This window comes from Pseudomonas sp. Pdm06, from assembly GCF_014851795.1.
Lineage (GTDB): Bacteria > Pseudomonadota > Gammaproteobacteria > Pseudomonadales > Pseudomonadaceae > Aquipseudomonas > Aquipseudomonas fluorescens_AA.
This window is the reverse complement of record NZ_JACVAH010000015.1, coordinates 13,051-29,930: the sequence shown is the minus strand read 5'-3', so window position 1 is coordinate 29,930 and position 16,880 is coordinate 13,051. Positions and strand designations below refer to the sequence as shown.

The following is a 16,880-nucleotide window of genomic DNA, read 5'->3' as shown; positions in this document are numbered from 1 at the left end:
TGCGAGGAACCCCCATGGTGCACAGCATGACCGCCTTCGCCCGCGTCGAAAAAGCCGGCGCCCAAGGCACGCTGAGCTGGGAACTGCGCTCGGTCAACAGCCGTTACCTGGAGCCGCACCTGCGCTTGCCCGAGTCCTTCCGCGACCTGGAAGGCGGTGTGCGCGAAGCGCTGCGCCAGGGCCTGTCCCGGGGCAAACTGGAATGCACCCTGCGTTTCACCGAAGAAAATACCGGCAAGACCCTGCAAGTGGACCGCGAGCGCGCCGCGCAACTGGTCGCTGCCGCCGAAACCGTCGCCAGCCTGATCAAGAACCCCGCCGCCCTGAACCCGCTGGAAGTCCTGGCCTGGCCCGGCGTGCTGGTGGGTGACGCGAGCGACCCGCAAGCGCTGAACGCCGAGGCGCTGGCGCTGTTCAACCAAGGCTTGCAAGAACTCAAGGCCGGTCGCGAGCGTGAAGGCGCGGAGCTGGCCCGGCTGATCAACGAGCGCCTGACCTCCATTGAAGAAGACGTCAGCACCCTGCGTGAGCTGGTCCCGCAGATGCTCGCCACCCAGCGCCAGAAAGTCCTCGACCGCTTCGCCGACATGAAGGCCGAACTGGACCCGCAACGGCTGGAACAGGAAATGGTCATGCTCGCGCAAAAGAGCGACGTGGCCGAAGAACTGGATCGCCTGAGCACTCACATCATCGAAGTTCGCCGGGTGCTCAAGTCCGGCGGCGCGGCCGGGCGCCGCCTCGACTTCCTGATGCAGGAGCTCAACCGCGAAGCCAATACACTGGGCTCCAAAGCCTTCGACCCGCGCAGCACCCAGGCGGCGGTCAACCTCAAGGTGTTGATCGAACAAATGCGCGAACAAGTGCAGAACATTGAGTAAGGCTAACCCGACATGACCCACAGCACCGGCACTCTCTACATCATTTCCGCGCCCTCGGGCGCCGGCAAGACCAGCCTGGTCAAGGCCCTGATCGACGCCGAGCCGCAGATCCGCGTCTCGGTCTCGCACACCACCCGTGCCATGCGCCCGGGCGAAGTGAACGGCGTGAACTATCACTTCGTCGACCGCGAAGAATTCGTGAAGATGGCCGAACACGGCGACTTCCTGGAGCGCGCCGAAGTCTTCGGCAACCTCTACGGCACCTCGCAAAGCTATCTGCAGCAGACCCTCGACGAAGGCCATGACCTGATCCTGGAAATCGACTGGCAAGGCGCCGAGCAGGTGCGCAAGCTGATGCCCCAGGCCCGTTCGATCTTCATCCTGCCGCCGAGCCAGCAGGCGTTGCGCCAGCGCCTGACCAATCGCGGCCAGGACAGCGACGAGATCATCGAAGGCCGGATGCGTGAAGCGGTCAGCGAAATGAGCCACTACGTCGACTACGATTACCTGATCATCAACGACGATTTCGCCCACGCGCTGGACGATCTGAAGGCGATTTTCCGCGCCAGCCAGCTGCAGCAGAAACGCCAGCAGCAACGTTTCGGTAAATTATTGGCCGAACTGTTGGGCTGAACAGCCCTTCCCAAAACCGCTGCGACGGCTTTACATTGGTACTCGCAGCGCGCCGAGGGGTTTGGTTAAAAAATCAGCGCTTCCCTAAACGCTGGTGTTTTTTTAAACTGTCGAGTCCGCTCGCCCAACCGGGCAGCGCGCATATTGCATTCGCTCCGAGGAATACCATGGCCCGCGTAACCGTTGAAGACTGCCTAGAACACGTGGAAAACCGCTTTGAGCTGGTCATGCTCTCTACCAAGCGTGCCCGTCAACTGGCCACCGGCGGCAAAGAGCCATTGGTCCAGTGGGAAAACGACAAGCCTACCGTGGTAGCGCTGCGTGAAATCGCCGAGGGCCTGATGAGCTACGAGTTCATCGCCAACGCTGAAATCGTCGAAGACGAACCGCTGTTCGCAGCGTTCGAGGACGAGTCCAACGAGGCGGTCTAAGCCTATGCCTGGTCGACGTAGCACGGCGCGGGGTCACAGCAAACGGCAGGAGTCATCATCATGCCGAGCATAGACGCCCTCGCCGATCGCTTATCGGCCTACCTCGGCACGGACCAGGTCAACCTGGTCCGCCGAGCCTATTTCTACGCCGAACAAGCCCACGACGGCCAACGCCGCCGCAGCGGCGAGGCGTACGTCACGCACCCGCTTGCCGTGGCGAATATTCTTGCCGACATGCACATGGACCATCAGAGCCTGATGGCGGCGATGCTGCATGACGTGATCGAAGACACCGGCATTGCCAAGGAAGCGCTGCAAGCGCAGTTCGGCGAAACCGTGGCCGAACTGGTCGACGGGGTCAGCAAACTGACCCAGATGAACTTCGAGACCAAGGCCGAGGCCCAGGCCGAGAACTTCCAGAAAATGGCCATGGCCATGGCGCGCGACATCCGCGTGATCCTGGTCAAGCTCGCCGACCGCCTGCACAACATGCGCACCCTGGAAGTGCTGTCCGGCGAAAAACGCCGGCGCATCGCCAAGGAAACCCTGGAAATCTACGCCCCCATCGCCAATCGCCTGGGCATGCACGCGATCCGCATCGAGTTCGAAGACCTCGGCTTCAAGGCCATGCACCCGATGCGTTCGGCGCGGATCAACCAGGCCGTCAAGCGCGCCCGGGGCAACCGCAAGGAAATCGTCAACAAGATCGAAGAGTCCCTGAGCCACTGCCTGGCCATCGACGGCATCGAAGGCGAAGTCAGCGGGCGCCAGAAACACCTCTACGGCATCTACAAGAAAATGCGCGGCAAGCGGCGGGCCTTCAACGAGATCATGGACGTCTATGCGTTCCGGATCATCGTCGACAAGGTCGACACCTGCTATCGCGTGCTGGGTGCTGTACATAATTTGTACAAACCGTTGCCGGGGCGCTTCAAGGATTACATCGCGATCCCCAAGGCCAACGGCTACCAGTCGCTGCACACCACGTTGTTCGGCATGCACGGCGTCCCGATCGAAATCCAGATCCGCACCCGTGAAATGGAAGAGATGGCCAACAACGGCATTGCCGCCCATTGGCTCTACAAATCCAGCGGTGACGAACAACCCAAGAGCACCCACGCCCGTGCCCGGCAGTGGGTCAAGGGTGTGCTGGAAATGCAGCAGCGCGCCGGCAATTCCCTGGAATTCATCGAGAGCGTGAAGATCGACCTGTTCCCGGACGAGGTCTATGTCTTCACGCCCAAAGGCCGGATCATGGAGCTGCCCAAAGGCTCCACGGCCGTGGACTTTGCCTATGCGGTGCACACCGACGTTGGCAACAGCTGCATCGCCTGTCGCATCAATCGGCGCCTGGCACCGTTGTCCGAGCCGCTGCAAAGCGGCTCCACGGTGGAAATCGTCAGTGCCCCCGGCGCACGGCCCAACCCGGCATGGCTCAACTTCGTGGTCACCGGTAAGGCCCGTACGCACATCCGGCATGCGTTGAAACTGCAACGCCGCTCCGAATCCATCAGCCTCGGCGAACGCCTGCTGAACAAGGTTTTGAACGGTTTCGACAGCTCCCTGGACAAGATCCCGGGCGAGCGCGTGCAGGTGATGCTCCACGAATACCGCCTCGAATTGATCGAAGACCTGCTCGAAGACATCGGCCTGGGCAATCGCATGGCCTATGTCGTCGCCCGCCGCCTGCTCGGCGAAGGCGAACAACTGCCAAGCCCCGAAGGCCCGCTGGCGATTCGCGGCACCGAAGGCCTGGTGCTCAGCTATGCCAAGTGTTGCACGCCGATCCCGGGCGACCCGATTGTCGGCCACCTGTCCGCTGGCAAGGGGATGGTGGTGCACCTGGACAACTGCCGCAACATCAGCGAAATCCGCCATAACCCGGAAAAATGCATCCAGCTCTCCTGGGCCAAGGATGTCACCGGCGAATTCAACGTCGAGCTGCGGGTCGAGCTGGAGCACCAGCGCGGCCTGATCGCGCTGCTGGCCAGCAGCGTCAACGCCGCCGACGGCAATATCGAAAAAATCAGCATGGACGAGCGCGATGGCCGCATCAGCGTCGTCCAATTGGTGGTCAGCGTGCACGACCGTGTGCACCTGGCCCGCGTGATCAAGAAACTGCGCGCCCTGACCGGCGTTATCCGCATCACCCGCATGCGCGCATAGCGCCTCAATAGCCCTATTCCTTACAAGGAGTCATCAATGACCAAGACCGTTATCACCAGCGACAAGGCCCCAGCCGCCATCGGCACCTACTCCCAGGCGATCAAGGCCGGCAACACCGTGTACATGTCGGGCCAGATCCCGCTGGACCCGAAGACCATGGAGCTGGTGGAAGGCTTCGAAGCCCAGACCGTGCAGGTGTTCGAAAACCTCAAGGCCGTGGCCGAGGCCGCCGGTGGTTCCTTCAAGGACATCGTCAAGCTGAACATCTTCCTCACCGACCTGAGCCACTTCGCCAAGGTCAACGAGATCATGGGCAAGTACTTCGACCAGCCTTACCCTGCCCGCGCCGCCATTGGCGTGGCCGCTCTGCCAAAGGGCGCGCAGGTTGAAATGGATGCCATCCTGGTCATCGAGTAATAAGGTCGGCGCAGCCTCCCCCGCTGCGCCGTTTTCGTCTTGAAAGGATTCCACCATGCGCAAAGCGCTTGCTTTCTCGCTGCTCGCCCTTTTTCTGGGCGGTTGCGCCAGCGACCCTGCCGACCGTGACATCAGCGGCACCTGGATCAATCAGGCGGCCATCGACGCTGCCGCCAAGGGCGGCCCGCTGCGCGAAGCGCTGCAAGGCTATGGCCCGAACCTGGAATGGGACGTCAATACCCGGGCCGGCCAGGCGCGCTACACCAATGGTTTTGAAAACGTCGAAGGCAAACTGCTGGGCGAAGAAGACGGCGCCTGGAAAGTCGATTTCTACGGCAGCTCCGCCAGCGAACTCAAGCGCGACGGCAATCAATTGAGCCAGGCCGCCACCGAGAACGAGCCGCAGCAGGTGTTCGACCGCGCGCAAGTCCAGGTACCGGAAGGCGCACCCATCGGCGCCAGTTTCGAACGCGCGCTGTATGCCGCCTACCTAGGAGGCACCTGGAACATCGCCAGCGGCCCCGGCCAGGGCGCCACCGTGCAATTCCAGCCCGACGGCCAGGTCAGCGGCCTGCCGGGCGCCGACCGTTACGCCCTGTGCCTGGCCGGCGATTGCGCCTCCATGAGCGGCGGCAACGACAACATCTGGCTGCAACAGAACGGCCAGGGCAACACCTGGATCTTTGCCCGTGATGGCAAGAAGCTGGAGATTTTCCAGACCGTGAATGCGGCGCTGGCGGATGAAATGCCGTCGTTCACGCCGGGCAACCGGCAGTGGGTGTTGGAAAAGCAGTAAGTCGGATCTGAGCCCTTCAGACCGAAATCCTCTGCTCGCGATAACGCGGTGAAGCAGCGCTGAACGACGCCCGTTTTGCCTCGAAGAAACCTGACCGCTCCAAGGTATCGGACAACTTCTATAAACCTACCGAAGAGAGTGGTTTCATCTGGCAGCACAATTGAGTTCACAATTGCGAAGCTCTGGAACACGACACCGGCGGTCTGAACGTCCTCGTGTTCAATCAGGCTTGGCGCTTCGGCGGCTTCGCCAGCAAAACGACGATGCTAAAAATCGGCAGCGTCTCCAAGACGTTGGGATCTGTATATGTAGACCTCGATCGCTCGCTCCAGCGCGGCCGTGGTTCGATCATTCAGCTCGATGCGCAACGCCACCGCCCGTTCCACGCCAACCTGCAGGGCCGGGCCGAAGCGGCTGGTGTCCAATCCCAGACGGATGAGCATCTTCTCGACACCGACGGTGGTAACCGTCACGAACTGCTTCACCCCACACCCGAGGGCGAAATTCACAATGGCGTGGATCGCCTGGACAGTGCCTTGGGAGAAACCGAAGCGGTTGTCATGGGGCATCTCGATGGCAAACCGGCTCAACTCCCAGATCGAATCGGAGCACGGCGCAGGTTGTCCGTGCAGCAGTTCGGGAAATGTATGCGCCAACATGTTCGGCCCGGTGGTAGGAAGGATCCGCCAGCAACCGCAGACGTATGCCTGCTCCGCGCTCCGATTGATAATCATGTAATAAGGATCGAGTGCATCGTACCCATCGATTTCCATGTCATTGATCAGCGGTATATCCCACATCTTCTTTTGCTTGAAGATACGCGCCCGAAGTTTGTGCATGTTATTCAGCGCTTGAGGATTGATCTTGTGGCGACGGCCAATGGAAATAAACATGACGGGTATATACCGGCGGATTGAAATATGTCGCACAGCGTATATTCGCAATGAATAAATGAGACCCTCCCCGATCCGGGAGGTAGTGCGGGCCGGACGGATTTGCTAGTTTTTGCCTTTTGAAGGACTCAGCCCGATGAAGCTACTCAACACCTCGACCGTGCGCGAGGTTGCGCGCCAAGCCATCAGCCTGCGCCTGGATCAAAAGCAGAGCCAGACCGAGTTCTGGTCAAGGTTCGGCATCAGCCAGGCCTGCGCCAGTCGTATCGAATGCACCAGCCAGGTCCCCGCCCCGGTTTACATTCTGTTGCGCCTCTACTTGAGCGGGCGCCTGCAGGAGAGCGACCTGGCCCAGCGTCCACAGTGACGCTCAAGGCGTGATCGATTTCTGCTGGATAGCCTTGAGCACTGCCATCTGGCGCGAGCTGACCTGAAACTTGCGGCGAATGTTCTTGAAATGGAAGTCGATTGCCGAGGTTGTACAAGAGAGGATCATCGCGATCTCCCAAGTCGTCTTGCCCGCCGCGCTCCATTGCAGCACCTCTTTCTCCCGTTTCGTCACATGCACCGGTGCATGGTGTTCAGCCTGGGCCTTGAGGACCCGCTCGATGACGTAGTCACGCAGCATTGTCGCCAGGGGCAAGGTTTCGATCATGGCACGGGTGGCTCGGGCGCCGTGTTCGGAGTGCTTGAGACAGAGCATACCCGCCTCCCCCCGTGGGCCATGCAGGGGCAGCGCCAGTCCGCGCTGGAGCCCATACATGGCAGCCTCTTCAAAGAACGCCGATTCCGAGGGCCGACGGTAATTTTCACGATTCCAGAGCAACGGCTGGTTCAGGTTCAGGCAATGCTGGACGATCGGGTCAACCGCCACATAGCCCTGGGCGTCGTAACGTTTGCGCCAGGCGCCGGGATAGTCACTGTGGATCAGCACCTGCTGGTTCATGGCAGCGGGGCCGGGCTTGAGGCCCAACAGGAAGTTCGCGTAGCCCAGCTTGCGGGTCAGCGTCTTCAACCCTGCCAGCCAATCCTCGAAGCACTCCGTTTCGCTGAGTTGTATCAGCTCATCCATTGCCAGCACAGCCATTCCCTTCCTTGTGACACCGCTCGACGGTGCTCTCATCCTGAGACAGCACGTGAGGGAAACCGCCCCCCTCGCAAAAGTGGGGCGATAAGATAGAGATATGGCGCTTTGAAATCAATGTGCGAGCGAGGCCCTCTGGCAAAGGCTCACGCGCGAGATGGGACAGGCGTTTTTCTGCCCAGGCGGATCAGCTCGTTGGAGAAACACAAACCGATGATGATCAGTGCCGCGCCCGCGTACAGACTTTCGCGAGGCACCTCATTGAGCACCACAAACGCCAGCAGGGCGGCGAACAGCGGTTCGGTCAGCTCCAAGGCCTGCACCTGGGAGGGCTTGAGGTATTCGATGGCCTTGGTGGTGCAGAAAAAGCCGAGAATGGTCGGCAACGCGGCCAGCGCCAGCAGCGCGGCAACCGCCAGGGACGACAGCTCACCGATCACGAAACCATCGGCCGCGGCCGGCATCAACAAGTACAGGCTGCCGAAAAACAGCAGTTGACGGGTGAAGTGCAACCCACCGGACACGCCCATCCGCTTCATGGCGACCGAAAACGCCCCGTAGCCGCAACCCGCCATGGAAGCCAGCGCAGCGCCTTGGAGAGTGAAGCCCTGCCGCAGGTCGGCACCGAAGATCACCGCGATCCCGGCGATAGCCAGGGCCGCGCCCACGGTGGCGTTGGCGGTGATGGCGTCCTTGAGGAATATGCGGCCGAGCACGATGGAGGAGATGGATGCGCTGGCCATCAACATCACGACCACGCCCGCCGCGGCGTAATGCCGATAGGCAGATGTTTCGAAGTGGAACAGCACGAAGATACCGAGGAACGCACAGATCGCCGCCTGGGTCCATTTGGCCGTCGTCGCCGGACGCTTGAGAAACAGCAGCAAAGCCGAGAGCAGCAGACAACCCAGGACCGTCTTTATGACGGCGACACTGCTGGCGGTAAAGCCATTGCTCATGAGCACTTTGCTGAGCACGCCGATCGTGGCGTTAAGTGCGGCGGCGGAGAGTGCAAAGATAACGCCTTTGCTGAAACTAGCTTGCATTGATGACGGTCCCTGTCGCTGGTAGGTCGTTCGATAAAATGTCGGCCCACATCGACGGCGCGAAATTGGAGGATATGAAGATCCCGCCAAACCCCGCATTCGTTGTGGCGTATGCCGCGTCGCAGAGCAGGATCCGATGAGCCTTCTTGAGGTTCCAGTACGGAATGGCAGGGAAGAGATGGTGGATCAGGTGGAAGTTCTCTCCATGCATGGCCGTGAAGAAATGCTCGAGCGGATGGCTGAAGCGGTTTCGGGTGGCCTGCAGATCGCTCTTGGCTTGGGCGATCATCGGGTAATGCTCGGCGAGCTCGATGAACCAAGTCAAGGCCTGGAAGGTACTGAGGTAGGGCAAGAGCCAGTAGAGGACATAGCCCTTGGCGCCGAACAGCATCGTCAGGCCCACGCCGAGCAGGCCCTGGCAGGCGAGCACCGCAAACAGCTCACGCTTGCTGGGGCTGCGGATCAGTCGGTTGACCAGCAGATACTTCAAGCTCTGCGGTGCGCCCAGGAATAGCAGCGGCCTGATGAGATGCGCAAGCGCGAACCTGGCCGTCGAGCGCGCCTCGAACACCCCGGACTGCTGATAGTACCGATAGTCGGGATCGCGCTCCGGGTCACCCAACTTGTGGTGGTGATCCAGGGTGTGGGAGCGCTTGTAGCTGGCCCAGCCCTGGAAAATCAGGTAACCCGAGCACCAGGTGCCGAGGAATTTTTCCAGCCGTTTACTGCGGCACAGCGCACCATGCGCCGCTTCGTGCAGCAGCGTGGCCAATGCCCGTTGTCGTGAACCGATCAGCAGGATGGACAACGGCAGCAGCCAGGGACTGGACTCGCCCAGATAGATCGCCAAGCTGATCCAGAACAGGTTCTGCAGCAACGCGAGGGGGCCATGGTAATTGTCGTAGCGGTACAACTGCTTGATCTGGTCCTTGATCTCTTTCGAGAACCGGTGTCTGGGTAACATCGATGATCCTGTTTCATTCGCCATGGAGACTCGGGCCCTGCGGATAGGGCGTCCGCCAGCCTTCGAGCGGCCGCAGAAGCTAGTGAGTTGCCACGACGCTAACAACCTCCCTGTTCCGGGAGGTACCAGGCCGTACGCGCGCCCTATCTACTAGGCAGTGCCGGGCGCTATCGGGCCCGACAGCACCACTTCGCACCAAGGACGCCACGGGAAGTTAGCGATGCCAGGTCTTGAAAACGATTACCTCACTTACGATTTCGACATTACTTTCGAAAACAGCGTCGCGCTGGTGGCCTTCACCGACTCGCACCGGCACAACCTGTGGTCGATGCCACGGATGGCCCAGCTGACCCGACTGCTGAGACAGTTGAACGAGGATGACGCGGTAGGTGCAGTGCTGCTGCACAGCGGCGAGGGCCGATCGTTCGGTGCCGGCGGCAGCTTCCATGAAACCTCGACATTCACCGGTGGCAACGAGGTCGATGTCTGGATCGACCACGTCACCGACCTGTACATCGCAGCCCTGCAGTTGAACCGTCCGCTGATCGCAGCCATCGATGGCTACGCCATCGGCATCGGCCTGCAGATAGCCCTGACCGCCGACTACCGGATCGGCAGCGATCGCTGCGTGCTGAAGATGCCCGAGTTCGAACTGGGCATCGCCTGCACCTTCGGCGGCTTCATGCTGGAGAAGATCGTCGGGCGCAGCCTGATGCAGAACATGCTGATGTCCTGTGCCGAGTGGCCAGCACCGCGTGCCATGGCCGACGGGCTGCTGCATGCAGTGGCCGATGCCGGACAACTGCGCGCCAGCGCCCTGGAACAGGCCCACCGCGCCGCCGCGTTCACCGATGCCGCGTTCCGCAATACCAAGACCTACCTCAACCGAGACTTCATCGCCGGGCTGGAGCAGACCCGCATCGCCGGCAAACAGGCGCATCGCGCGGCCTTCGCCGCTGGCGAGGCACAAGGCCGGATGAAGACGATCCTCAACCGCTCCAGTGTGCAACCGAGCCTGGAGGCGACCCCATGACCGTACAACCCTGGTTGTTGCTTTCCAGCCGTCCCCTCGACCGCTTCGAATCCGCCCACGTGCCGCTGGCCGCCTCGGCTTTCCACGGCTATGCCTCGGCCTGGCCGGTTCCTGCGCCCGACGACCGTCACGATGCGTCTGGCCGTCCTCGCACGCGCCTGCACGTAGGGGGAGACAACCTGATCGACGTGCAAGGCGACCAGCTGACCGTGACGACCAGTAGCCGCAACACCTGCGCGCTGTACTGGAGCGCCGATCATCAAGGCAACTTCGTCCTGTCAACCGACCTGCTGATCGCTGCCAGCGCCTGGATGAGCCTGACCGATTGCCAGTTGGGCGTGCGCGAACAGGCAGGCGTGCACCTGGACGATCGCTCGAGCATCCATGGCATCGGCCGGTTGTTGCACAGCAGCCGCCTTGAGGTTGTGTTGCAGGGCAACCAGGTGCGCGTCGGACGTGACGCAATGCAAGACACCCTGGCCCTGCAAAGCGACCGCTACGGCGACGCCCTGTTCGCCGGACAAACGCAGATCAGGGCGTTGCAGGAAAGTATCGCCGGCCATCTGCAGCGGCCCGGCAAGGTCGCCGCACTGGTTTCCGGCGGTGTCGACTCCGGGTTGGTCGCCGCCCTGCTCGCCGCGCAGTGCCCGGACCTCGAAGCCTTCAGCATCGGTACCCCCTGGGGCAACGAGTTCGATGACGCCCAGCAACTGGCCGACGCAATCGGACGCCCGTTGAACCGTGTCGAACTCGACCCGCAATCGATCCTGCTGGCGCTGCCCCAGACCATCCGCGCCTTTGGCCATCCGCAGCCCCAAGCCGTAGAGATCGGCGTGGCAATCACCGCGTTCTGTCGGCAGTTGGAAGAAGGCCGGACGATTTTCACCGGTTATGGCTCGGATCTGATCAACTCCGGCATGGCCACGGGTGACGGCCTGGCTGAAGATATCCGCAGCAGCATCGCGGTCGAGGTCGACAAGACCCGTTACTCCAGCGAACTCACAGGCATCGCGGCCCAAGCCTGCGGCAGCGAACTGGTTCATCCCTACTGGGACCTGCCCGTGCTGCGTAGCGCGCTGGACACGTGTCCGTCGGTCAAGACCACCCGCGGCCGCGAAAAGGGCCACCTGCGCCTTGCCGCCGAACAATGGCTGCCTGCCGAGGTCGCCTGGCGCAAGAAGACCGCCATCCACCACGGCAATGGGTTGGGCACGGCGCTGTCGCAGTTGATCGACGTCACCACCCACCAGTCCGCCAGCGCGCCGGCGCTGTACCGCCAGATCCTGGCGACCCAGCTGGACCAGGCCGTACGAGCCCCATTGGCGCCGCTGTGTGCCGAAGAAGTACTCGACCGCGCCTTGCATTCACTCGCTCACCGCCGCTGAAGGAACCGCCCATGAACTCATCCGTTTCTTTGCGCGACCTGCGCGGCCAGACCCTGACCGCCTCTGGCCTGGGCGTCCACCTGCCGGACGAAACACCGCTGGCGGCCGTTCGCCAGGCGGTACTCGACCATGGCGTGACCCTGCTGCGCAACGTCTACTTCGACGAAGACAGCTTCCGGCAGTTCGTCGAAAGCCTGGGGGACAAGGTGTCCTACGACGAGGGCAACGCCAACGTTGGCTACGGCTTCGCCGACATCCTCAAGCTCGACGGCACCCACGATAAGGAAAAGGTCATTACCGGCCGGGGCAGCCTGCCGCTGCATACGGACGGCATCCTGCTCGGCACCCAGGTCGACCTCATCATCCTGTATGCCGCCGACGTTGCGAACATCGACGAAGATGGTGCAACCGTCGTGTGCGACCAGCTCGCGGCCTGGAAGGACATGCCCGATTCGTTGCGCCAACCGCTGCTGGACGGCCGGCTCGAATACCTGGCCTTCGAGCGAGGCTATTTCGCCACGGTGCCCGAGGGCTGGTATCCGATATCCACGTTCCGCGACTACGGCCGTGTCCGCTCGCTCAACCTCGCGTTGCCTTTCGACAGCCAGGTCAAGGCCAGTTGGGATGTTCGCGTGCCGGGGCTGAGCGAGGACGCATCGGCTGCCTGGTTCGCGGAACTGGAACGGCACCTGACAGCCGACCCGTACCTGTACTGCCATCGCTGGCGCAAGGGTGACCTGTTGATCATCGATAACCAGCGCACCCTGCACGGCCGGCGCGGGCTGTTGCCCAATACCTGCCGCAAGCTGCTACGCGGCCAGGTGACGTTCGAGGCCATCGCCTCGGCACCCGGCGCGGCGCTGGAGAGTGCCTGAGCGTGTGCACGATCATTGCCGCGCTCGGCCTTTCACCGCAGTGGCCGGTGTTGCTGGCCACGGTGCGGGACGAGTCGGTCGCGCGGCCATGGCAAGCCCCGGCCGCGCATTGGCCCGAGCAGCATCCACAGGTGATCGGCGGCCTGGACCTGCAATCCGGCGGCACCTGGCTGGCGCTTGACGTTCACCAGCACCGCGCGAGTTTTCTGGTCAACCGCCCAGAGCACGTCGCCGGTAAAACCCGCAGCCGTGGCGACCTGCCGCTCATCGCATTGCAAGCACCCGCGCACCGCTGGGACGCCGACAGCCTGAGCCAGTACAACGGCTTCATCCTGGGACTGGCCGATGCCAACGGCCTGGTGCTCCATCAATGGGACACCCGGACGCTGCGCTCGGTGCATCTGGGCAAGGGTATCCACGGCCTGTGCTACCGCGGCATCGGCGAGGATCACCCACGCCTGGCACGGCACCTGCCCCGTTTCGCCGCCAGCCCGCTGCCTCGGCCCCTGGCGACGGCCTCCCCGGCGCAAGCCTGGGGTCGCTGGCTGCACCTATTGGCCGATGGCGGCCAGTACAGCAGCGCCGACGATGCGCTGATGTGGCGGCGCGACGTTGAAGGCGGCCCCTGGGCCTCTCAATCGGCCGCTTGCCTGGCGCTGGGCAAACAACAGTCGCGACTGGACTTCAGCGCCTCGCCACTGGACCCGACCAGTTGGCGCAACTTGCCGTCCCCTTTATCCCATTAGAACGAGAATGCTGCCTTGAACATCCACCCCCTCGCGCCGGATCAATACCCCCAGTTGCTGGCTTTCATCGGCCAGTCGAACGATGCCGACGCCCAGTTGTTCCTCGCCGGCGCACTGAGCAATCGCGCCGAGGGCCTGCAGGTCTATGTGCGTCAGGAGGGCGACCACCTGCTCGGTGCCGTCGCCCTGTTGCCCAGCCTGCCGCCGTTCGCCGTGCCGGTCATCCTCGTTGCCGGCGAGCCGGACGCAGCGTTGCTGGCACACGTTGCCGCAGGGCATGTCAGCCCGCAGATGGCAATCGGGCCCAAGGCCGTCCTGGAGCGCTTGCTGGAACACTGGCCGGCCGCCTGGCTGCCGCTGATCGGGCGGCGCGACGAAGTGCTGCTCAAACAGTTCGCCCCCTTCCCGGTCGAATCGATACCGGCACTCAGCACCCGCCTGGCCGGGCCTGAGGATGAAGCCACCCTGGTTGGCTACCGGATCCAGATGGAGAAAGACTCCGGCGTAAAGCTCGTGTCCAGTAGCGAACAGGCCACGCTTACCGTCCGCCAGCTCACCCAACGCCAGGCGCTACATGTGATCGAGGTGGACGGCCAGCTCGGCGGCTGCACGGCCCTGACCAGCCGGGACGAACAGCACGAGCAACTGGGCTTCATCTTCGTCGAGGCCCGTCACCGGCTGCGTGGCGTTTCGGACAGGCTGCTGAGCGACGTCTGTGCCGGCATCCACCGCCGCCAGCGCAAGCCGCTGACGTTTACCTGCAGCGGCGGCCCGTTGCGTCATCGCCTGGGTGAGATCGGCTTTCGCACAGTGGGCGAACATTTGAAGCTGTATTTCGGCTGATCACCAAGGAATCCAACGAATGTTCCAGCGCCAGTTCCTCAGCATGGTTGCGCATCATCGAGACCATCCGGCAGTCATCGACAGCCACGGCACGTCCAGCACCTACGGCGACCTGCTGCAAGCCATCGACCTGTTGCGCGCCCGCTTGCAGGCGGCGGGCCTGCGAGAAGGCGATGTGGTGGCGACCCAACTTGGCAACAGCACCGGCTATGTGGCGCTCTTGTTCGCCATGGCCAGCCTGGGCCTGGTCCATTGCCCGATCAATCTGGCCAGCAGTGCCGAGCACCGGGCGATGCGCCTGACCCAGGTCGGTGCCACCGTGCTGGTCAATGAACGGGGCATCGTACCCGACGGCATCGATGTATCCGGCTTCGCCCTGCACTCCTCGCTCCCCGTCAACCAGGAAGCTCCCGCCTGGCAGGAGCGAACCGGGCTGATGCGCATGCAGGAAACCTCCGGCAGCACGGGTACGCCGAAACTCGCCCTATGGCGCCAGGACCGTCTGTTTCGGGAGATCCTGCACTGGGTCGAGTGCGCCGGCCTCGATGACAGCGCGCGCTACCTGAACATCCACACCCTCGATGGCGGCCATGCCGTCGACCTCCATGTGTTCCCTGCCTTGCTGACGGGCGCCACGCTTTACCTGGGCGAAGCGTCCCGAATCGAGGACACCCTGCGCACCCTCGACGAGCAGCGCATCAGCGTGATGAGCGCGTTGCCCTCGCAATACCTGGCGCTGGCGCAAGCCGCGCAACGGCTCGGTACCCGGTTGCCGGCGCTGACCCGGCCGTTCTGCGGCGGCGCCTACCTGGACGATCAGGTGGTGCTCGAAGCCGAGCGCGGTCTGGGCATACACATCAAGCGAATCTATGGTTCCACCGAGTTCGGCATGATCCTGGCCAATTTCGCCCCCGGCCTGCAGGTCAACTGCGGCATGCGTGCGGTGGGGGATGTCGAGGTGACGCTGGCGGTGCTCGACCCCGCGCAGCCGGAGGTCGGCGAAATCGTCGCTCGCTCCGCGCATCGGGGCTCCGGTTACTTCCCCCTCCCGGCCAACCCGGTCGAGGACGACGCCTATCCCACCGGGGATGTCGCACGAAGACTGGACGATGGCAGCCTGATGCCCTTGGGACGCACGAACGACGCCCTGCTGACCGCACAGGGGACACAATTCACGCCCGCCCTGGAAGGACGTCTTGCACAGTCGCTGGTACTCGAACGGGTGGTCGTGCTTGTCGACGAACAGGATCGCCGTCGCGCCCACGTGGTGCTGCAAGCCAGCCCTGTCATCGCAGCTCAAAAGCGATCGACGCTGGTCATGCTGCTGGAGCGACTGGGTGTTGCCGCTGGCATCGCGGCAATCGAAAGGATACCGTTGACGCCGACCGGCAAGCCGGACCGCATGCGCTTGCGCATGCTGCTCGGCACAAGGCACACAGGCATGGAACCAATCATTCATCTGAAGGACCTGACATGAGCGCCACGCACATTCAGCCAAAAGGCTTTCGTAGCATCATCGCCAACCTGGGCATCAAGGACAGCCGCGACGACTTCATGGCCGTCATCTCCGACGTGCCGGCCAGCATCAGTGCCGTGTTCACTCAGTCGCGCTTTGCCGGCCCGAGTGTGACGCTGTCCCGCGAGGTCGCCCAGCGCGATACCGCACAAGGCGTGGTGGTGATCGCGCGCAACGCCAACGTCGCCACGGGCCCAGAGGGCCTGGCCAATGCCCAGGAAGTTCGCGCGGGGCTGGCCCGGGCCGTGGACGTCGACCCGCAGGCGCTGGTGATCGCCTCGACCGGCGTGATCGGTCGCCAGTATCCGATGGAGAAGATCCGCACCTTCCTGGGCAACGTACCGCCCCTGCAACCCGCCGACTTCCAACGCTGCGCGGCGGCGATCATGACCACCGACACCCATACCAAGTACGCAGCACGCCAGGTCGGCAGCGCAAGCCTGGTTGGCATCGCCAAGGGCGTGGGGATGATCGAGCCGAACATGGCGACCCTGCTGACGTTCTTCTTTACCGATGCCCGCATCGCCCCCGATGTGCTGGATGCGCTGTTTCGTCGGGTGATCGACAAGACCTTCAATGCCTTGAGCATCGATACCGATACCTCCACCAGCGACTCGGCGGCGATCCTCGCCAACGGACTGGCGGGCGAAGTGGACATGGTCGAATTCGAGCAAGCGCTTTATGACATCGCCCTTGGGCTGGTGCGCATGATCGCCTCGGACGGCGAAGGCGCGAGCAAGGCGCTGGAGGTGCACGTCACGGGGGCGCGTGATGATGCGCAGGCCAAGCGTGTGGCCAAGGCCATCGTCAACTCGCCGCTGGTCAAGACCGCTGTCCATGGCGCGGACCCGAACTGGGGGCGCGTAGCCATGGCAATCGGCAAGTGCGAGGCAGAGCAGGACATCGACCCGGACAAGGTACGCATCGTTTTTGGTGAGACCGAGGCGTATCCACAGCAGTTGGACGAGGCCGGGCTACTGGCGGTCAAGGGTTACCTGCAGGGCAAGGAAGTGCTGATCTCGGTAGACCTGAACATCGCCCAAGGGCAGTTCACCGTCTATGGGTGCGATCTTTCGGAGGGTTACATCCGCATCAACGCCGACTACACGACCTGAGTACCGGCGTGGGCTGGAGTTCGAGGGTGGAACCGTGGTGCCCGTACATTCAATGGGTA

At 62.8% G+C, this 16,880-nt stretch carries 18 protein-coding genes; 14 read left to right on the top strand and 4 right to left on the bottom strand.

Translation table 11 applies throughout. From position 1 onward, the window contains the following. Positions 1-14: 14 nt before the first annotated feature. The 6 genes from IB266_RS22460 to IB266_RS22435 all read left to right on the top strand — a co-directional run bounded on the left by IB266_RS22460 (position 15) and on the right by IB266_RS22435 (position 5,321). Positions 15-878, top strand: coding sequence for a YicC/YloC family endoribonuclease (locus tag IB266_RS22460; protein ID WP_060740055.1), 864 nt, complete (start codon positions 15-17; stop codon positions 876-878). A gap of 12 nt (positions 879-890) precedes the next feature. After that, the gene (gene gmk, locus IB266_RS22455) at positions 891-1,511 is read left to right on the top strand and encodes a guanylate kinase (RefSeq protein WP_053126561.1); all 621 of its coding nucleotides are present in this window, start codon (positions 891-893) and stop codon (positions 1,509-1,511) included. Between the two features lie 167 nt (positions 1,512-1,678). Further along, complete coding sequence (gene rpoZ / locus IB266_RS22450) at positions 1,679-1,942, top strand: DNA-directed RNA polymerase subunit omega (protein WP_003177259.1); 264 nt, start codon at positions 1,679-1,681, stop codon at positions 1,940-1,942. Positions 1,943-2,002: 60 nt separating this feature from the next. Continuing rightward, the gene (gene spoT, locus IB266_RS22445; protein ID WP_053126562.1) at positions 2,003-4,108 is read left to right on the top strand and encodes a bifunctional GTP diphosphokinase/guanosine-3',5'-bis pyrophosphate 3'-pyrophosphohydrolase; all 2,106 of its coding nucleotides are present in this window, start codon (positions 2,003-2,005) and stop codon (positions 4,106-4,108) included. 36 nt (positions 4,109-4,144) lie between these two features. After that, positions 4,145-4,525, top strand: a complete 381-nt coding sequence (locus IB266_RS22440) for a RidA family protein (RefSeq protein WP_014340863.1) — start codon at positions 4,145-4,147, stop codon at positions 4,523-4,525. 55 nt (positions 4,526-4,580) lie between these two features. After that, positions 4,581-5,321, top strand: a complete 741-nt coding sequence (locus IB266_RS22435) for a hypothetical protein (RefSeq protein ID WP_192262498.1) — start codon at positions 4,581-4,583, stop codon at positions 5,319-5,321. A 266-nt stretch (positions 5,322-5,587) separates the two neighbouring features. Here the strand turns inward: IB266_RS22435 and IB266_RS22430 are convergent, their stop codons facing one another. After that, positions 5,588-6,214 carry an acyl-homoserine-lactone synthase gene (locus IB266_RS22430; RefSeq protein WP_060740053.1) on the bottom strand — a complete coding sequence of 209 codons (627 nt, stop codon included), beginning with the start codon at positions 6,212-6,214 and terminating at the stop codon, positions 5,588-5,590. 136 nt (positions 6,215-6,350) lie between these two features. Between IB266_RS22430 and IB266_RS22425 the strand changes: the two genes are divergently transcribed. After that, positions 6,351-6,581 (top strand): hypothetical protein, encoded by a 231-nt coding sequence (locus IB266_RS22425; protein WP_060740052.1) that lies wholly within the window; start codon positions 6,351-6,353, stop codon positions 6,579-6,581. 3 nt (positions 6,582-6,584) lie between these two features. Here the strand turns inward: IB266_RS22425 and IB266_RS22420 are convergent, their stop codons facing one another. The 3 genes from IB266_RS22420 to gntB form a co-directional block, all read right to left on the bottom strand. Next, positions 6,585-7,301, bottom strand: coding sequence for a helix-turn-helix transcriptional regulator (locus tag IB266_RS22420; RefSeq protein WP_192262497.1), 717 nt, complete (start codon positions 7,299-7,301; stop codon positions 6,585-6,587). Between the two features lie 143 nt (positions 7,302-7,444). Beyond that, complete coding sequence (locus tag IB266_RS22415) at positions 7,445-8,344, bottom strand: DMT family transporter (protein WP_060740050.1); 900 nt, start codon at positions 8,342-8,344, stop codon at positions 7,445-7,447. Further along, a complete protein-coding gene (gntB, locus tag IB266_RS22410; protein ID WP_225613626.1) occupies positions 8,334-9,332 on the bottom strand; it encodes a guanitoxin biosynthesis L-arginine gamma (S) hydroxylase in 999 nt (332 codons plus the stop codon). Before gntB ends, IB266_RS22415 begins: the two co-directional genes overlap by 11 nt. 196 nt (positions 9,333-9,528) lie before the next feature. Here gntB and IB266_RS22405 point away from each other — a divergent pair, with 196 nt between their 5' ends. Genes IB266_RS22405 through argJ form a run of 7 tightly spaced genes read left to right on the top strand, consistent with a single transcriptional unit; the run spans position 9,529 to position 16,821 of the window. Further along, entirely contained in the window at positions 9,529-10,341 is an 813-nt protein-coding gene (locus IB266_RS22405) for an enoyl-CoA hydratase/isomerase family protein (RefSeq protein WP_092174372.1), read from the top strand. After that, complete coding sequence (locus tag IB266_RS22400) at positions 10,338-11,726, top strand: asparagine synthase C-terminal domain-containing protein (protein ID WP_192262495.1); 1,389 nt, start codon at positions 10,338-10,340, stop codon at positions 11,724-11,726. The genes IB266_RS22405 and IB266_RS22400 overlap by 4 nt, the downstream gene beginning before the upstream one ends. A gap of 11 nt (positions 11,727-11,737) precedes the next feature. Continuing rightward, a complete protein-coding gene (locus tag IB266_RS22395) occupies positions 11,738-12,601 on the top strand; it encodes a TauD/TfdA dioxygenase family protein (RefSeq protein WP_192262494.1) in 864 nt (287 codons plus the stop codon). Between the two features lie 2 nt (positions 12,602-12,603). Next, a complete protein-coding gene (locus IB266_RS22390) occupies positions 12,604-13,347 on the top strand; it encodes an NRDE family protein (RefSeq protein WP_192262493.1) in 744 nt (247 codons plus the stop codon). Positions 13,348-13,362: 15 nt separating this feature from the next. Then, positions 13,363-14,190 carry a GNAT family N-acetyltransferase gene (locus IB266_RS22385; protein WP_192262492.1) on the top strand — a complete coding sequence of 276 codons (828 nt, stop codon included), beginning with the start codon at positions 13,363-13,365 and terminating at the stop codon, positions 14,188-14,190. A gap of 19 nt (positions 14,191-14,209) precedes the next feature. Next, positions 14,210-15,667: a class I adenylate-forming enzyme family protein gene (locus tag IB266_RS22380; RefSeq protein WP_192262491.1), complete on the top strand. Its 1,458-nt coding sequence runs from the start codon at positions 14,210-14,212 to the stop codon at positions 15,665-15,667. Next, entirely contained in the window at positions 15,664-16,821 is a 1,158-nt protein-coding gene (argJ, locus tag IB266_RS22375) for a bifunctional glutamate N-acetyltransferase/amino-acid acetyltransferase ArgJ (RefSeq protein ID WP_060740042.1), read from the top strand. Before IB266_RS22380 ends, argJ begins: the two co-directional genes overlap by 4 nt. Positions 16,822-16,880: the final 59 nt, after the last annotated feature.

What these genes read in the sequence shown, in the direction of transcription:
- IB266_RS22460 (WP_060740055.1), top strand. Translation starts at nt 15, where the DNA reads ATGGTGCACAGCATGACCGCCTTCGCCCGCGTCGAAAAAGCCGGCGCC.
- gmk (WP_053126561.1), top strand. Translation starts at nt 891, where the DNA reads ATGACCCACAGCACCGGCACTCTCTACATCATTTCCGCGCCCTCGGGC.
- rpoZ (WP_003177259.1), top strand. Translation starts at nt 1,679, where the DNA reads ATGGCCCGCGTAACCGTTGAAGACTGCCTAGAACACGTGGAAAACCGC.
- spoT (WP_053126562.1), top strand. Translation starts at nt 2,003, where the DNA reads ATGCCGAGCATAGACGCCCTCGCCGATCGCTTATCGGCCTACCTCGGC.
- IB266_RS22440 (WP_014340863.1), top strand. Translation starts at nt 4,145, where the DNA reads ATGACCAAGACCGTTATCACCAGCGACAAGGCCCCAGCCGCCATCGGC.
- IB266_RS22435 (WP_192262498.1), top strand. Translation starts at nt 4,581, where the DNA reads ATGCGCAAAGCGCTTGCTTTCTCGCTGCTCGCCCTTTTTCTGGGCGGT.
- IB266_RS22430 (WP_060740053.1), bottom strand. Translation starts at nt 6,214, where the DNA reads ATGTTTATTTCCATTGGCCGTCGCCACAAGATCAATCCTCAAGCGCTG.
- IB266_RS22425 (WP_060740052.1), top strand. Translation starts at nt 6,351, where the DNA reads ATGAAGCTACTCAACACCTCGACCGTGCGCGAGGTTGCGCGCCAAGCC.
- IB266_RS22420 (WP_192262497.1), bottom strand. Translation starts at nt 7,301, where the DNA reads ATGGCTGTGCTGGCAATGGATGAGCTGATACAACTCAGCGAAACGGAG.
- IB266_RS22415 (WP_060740050.1), bottom strand. Translation starts at nt 8,344, where the DNA reads ATGCAAGCTAGTTTCAGCAAAGGCGTTATCTTTGCACTCTCCGCCGCC.
- gntB (WP_225613626.1), bottom strand. Translation starts at nt 9,332, where the DNA reads ATGGCGAATGAAACAGGATCATCGATGTTACCCAGACACCGGTTCTCG.
- IB266_RS22405 (WP_092174372.1), top strand. Translation starts at nt 9,529, where the DNA reads ATGCCAGGTCTTGAAAACGATTACCTCACTTACGATTTCGACATTACT.
- IB266_RS22400 (WP_192262495.1), top strand. Translation starts at nt 10,338, where the DNA reads ATGACCGTACAACCCTGGTTGTTGCTTTCCAGCCGTCCCCTCGACCGC.
- IB266_RS22395 (WP_192262494.1), top strand. Translation starts at nt 11,738, where the DNA reads ATGAACTCATCCGTTTCTTTGCGCGACCTGCGCGGCCAGACCCTGACC.
- IB266_RS22380 (WP_192262491.1), top strand. Translation starts at nt 14,210, where the DNA reads ATGTTCCAGCGCCAGTTCCTCAGCATGGTTGCGCATCATCGAGACCAT.
- argJ (WP_060740042.1), top strand. Translation starts at nt 15,664, where the DNA reads ATGAGCGCCACGCACATTCAGCCAAAAGGCTTTCGTAGCATCATCGCC.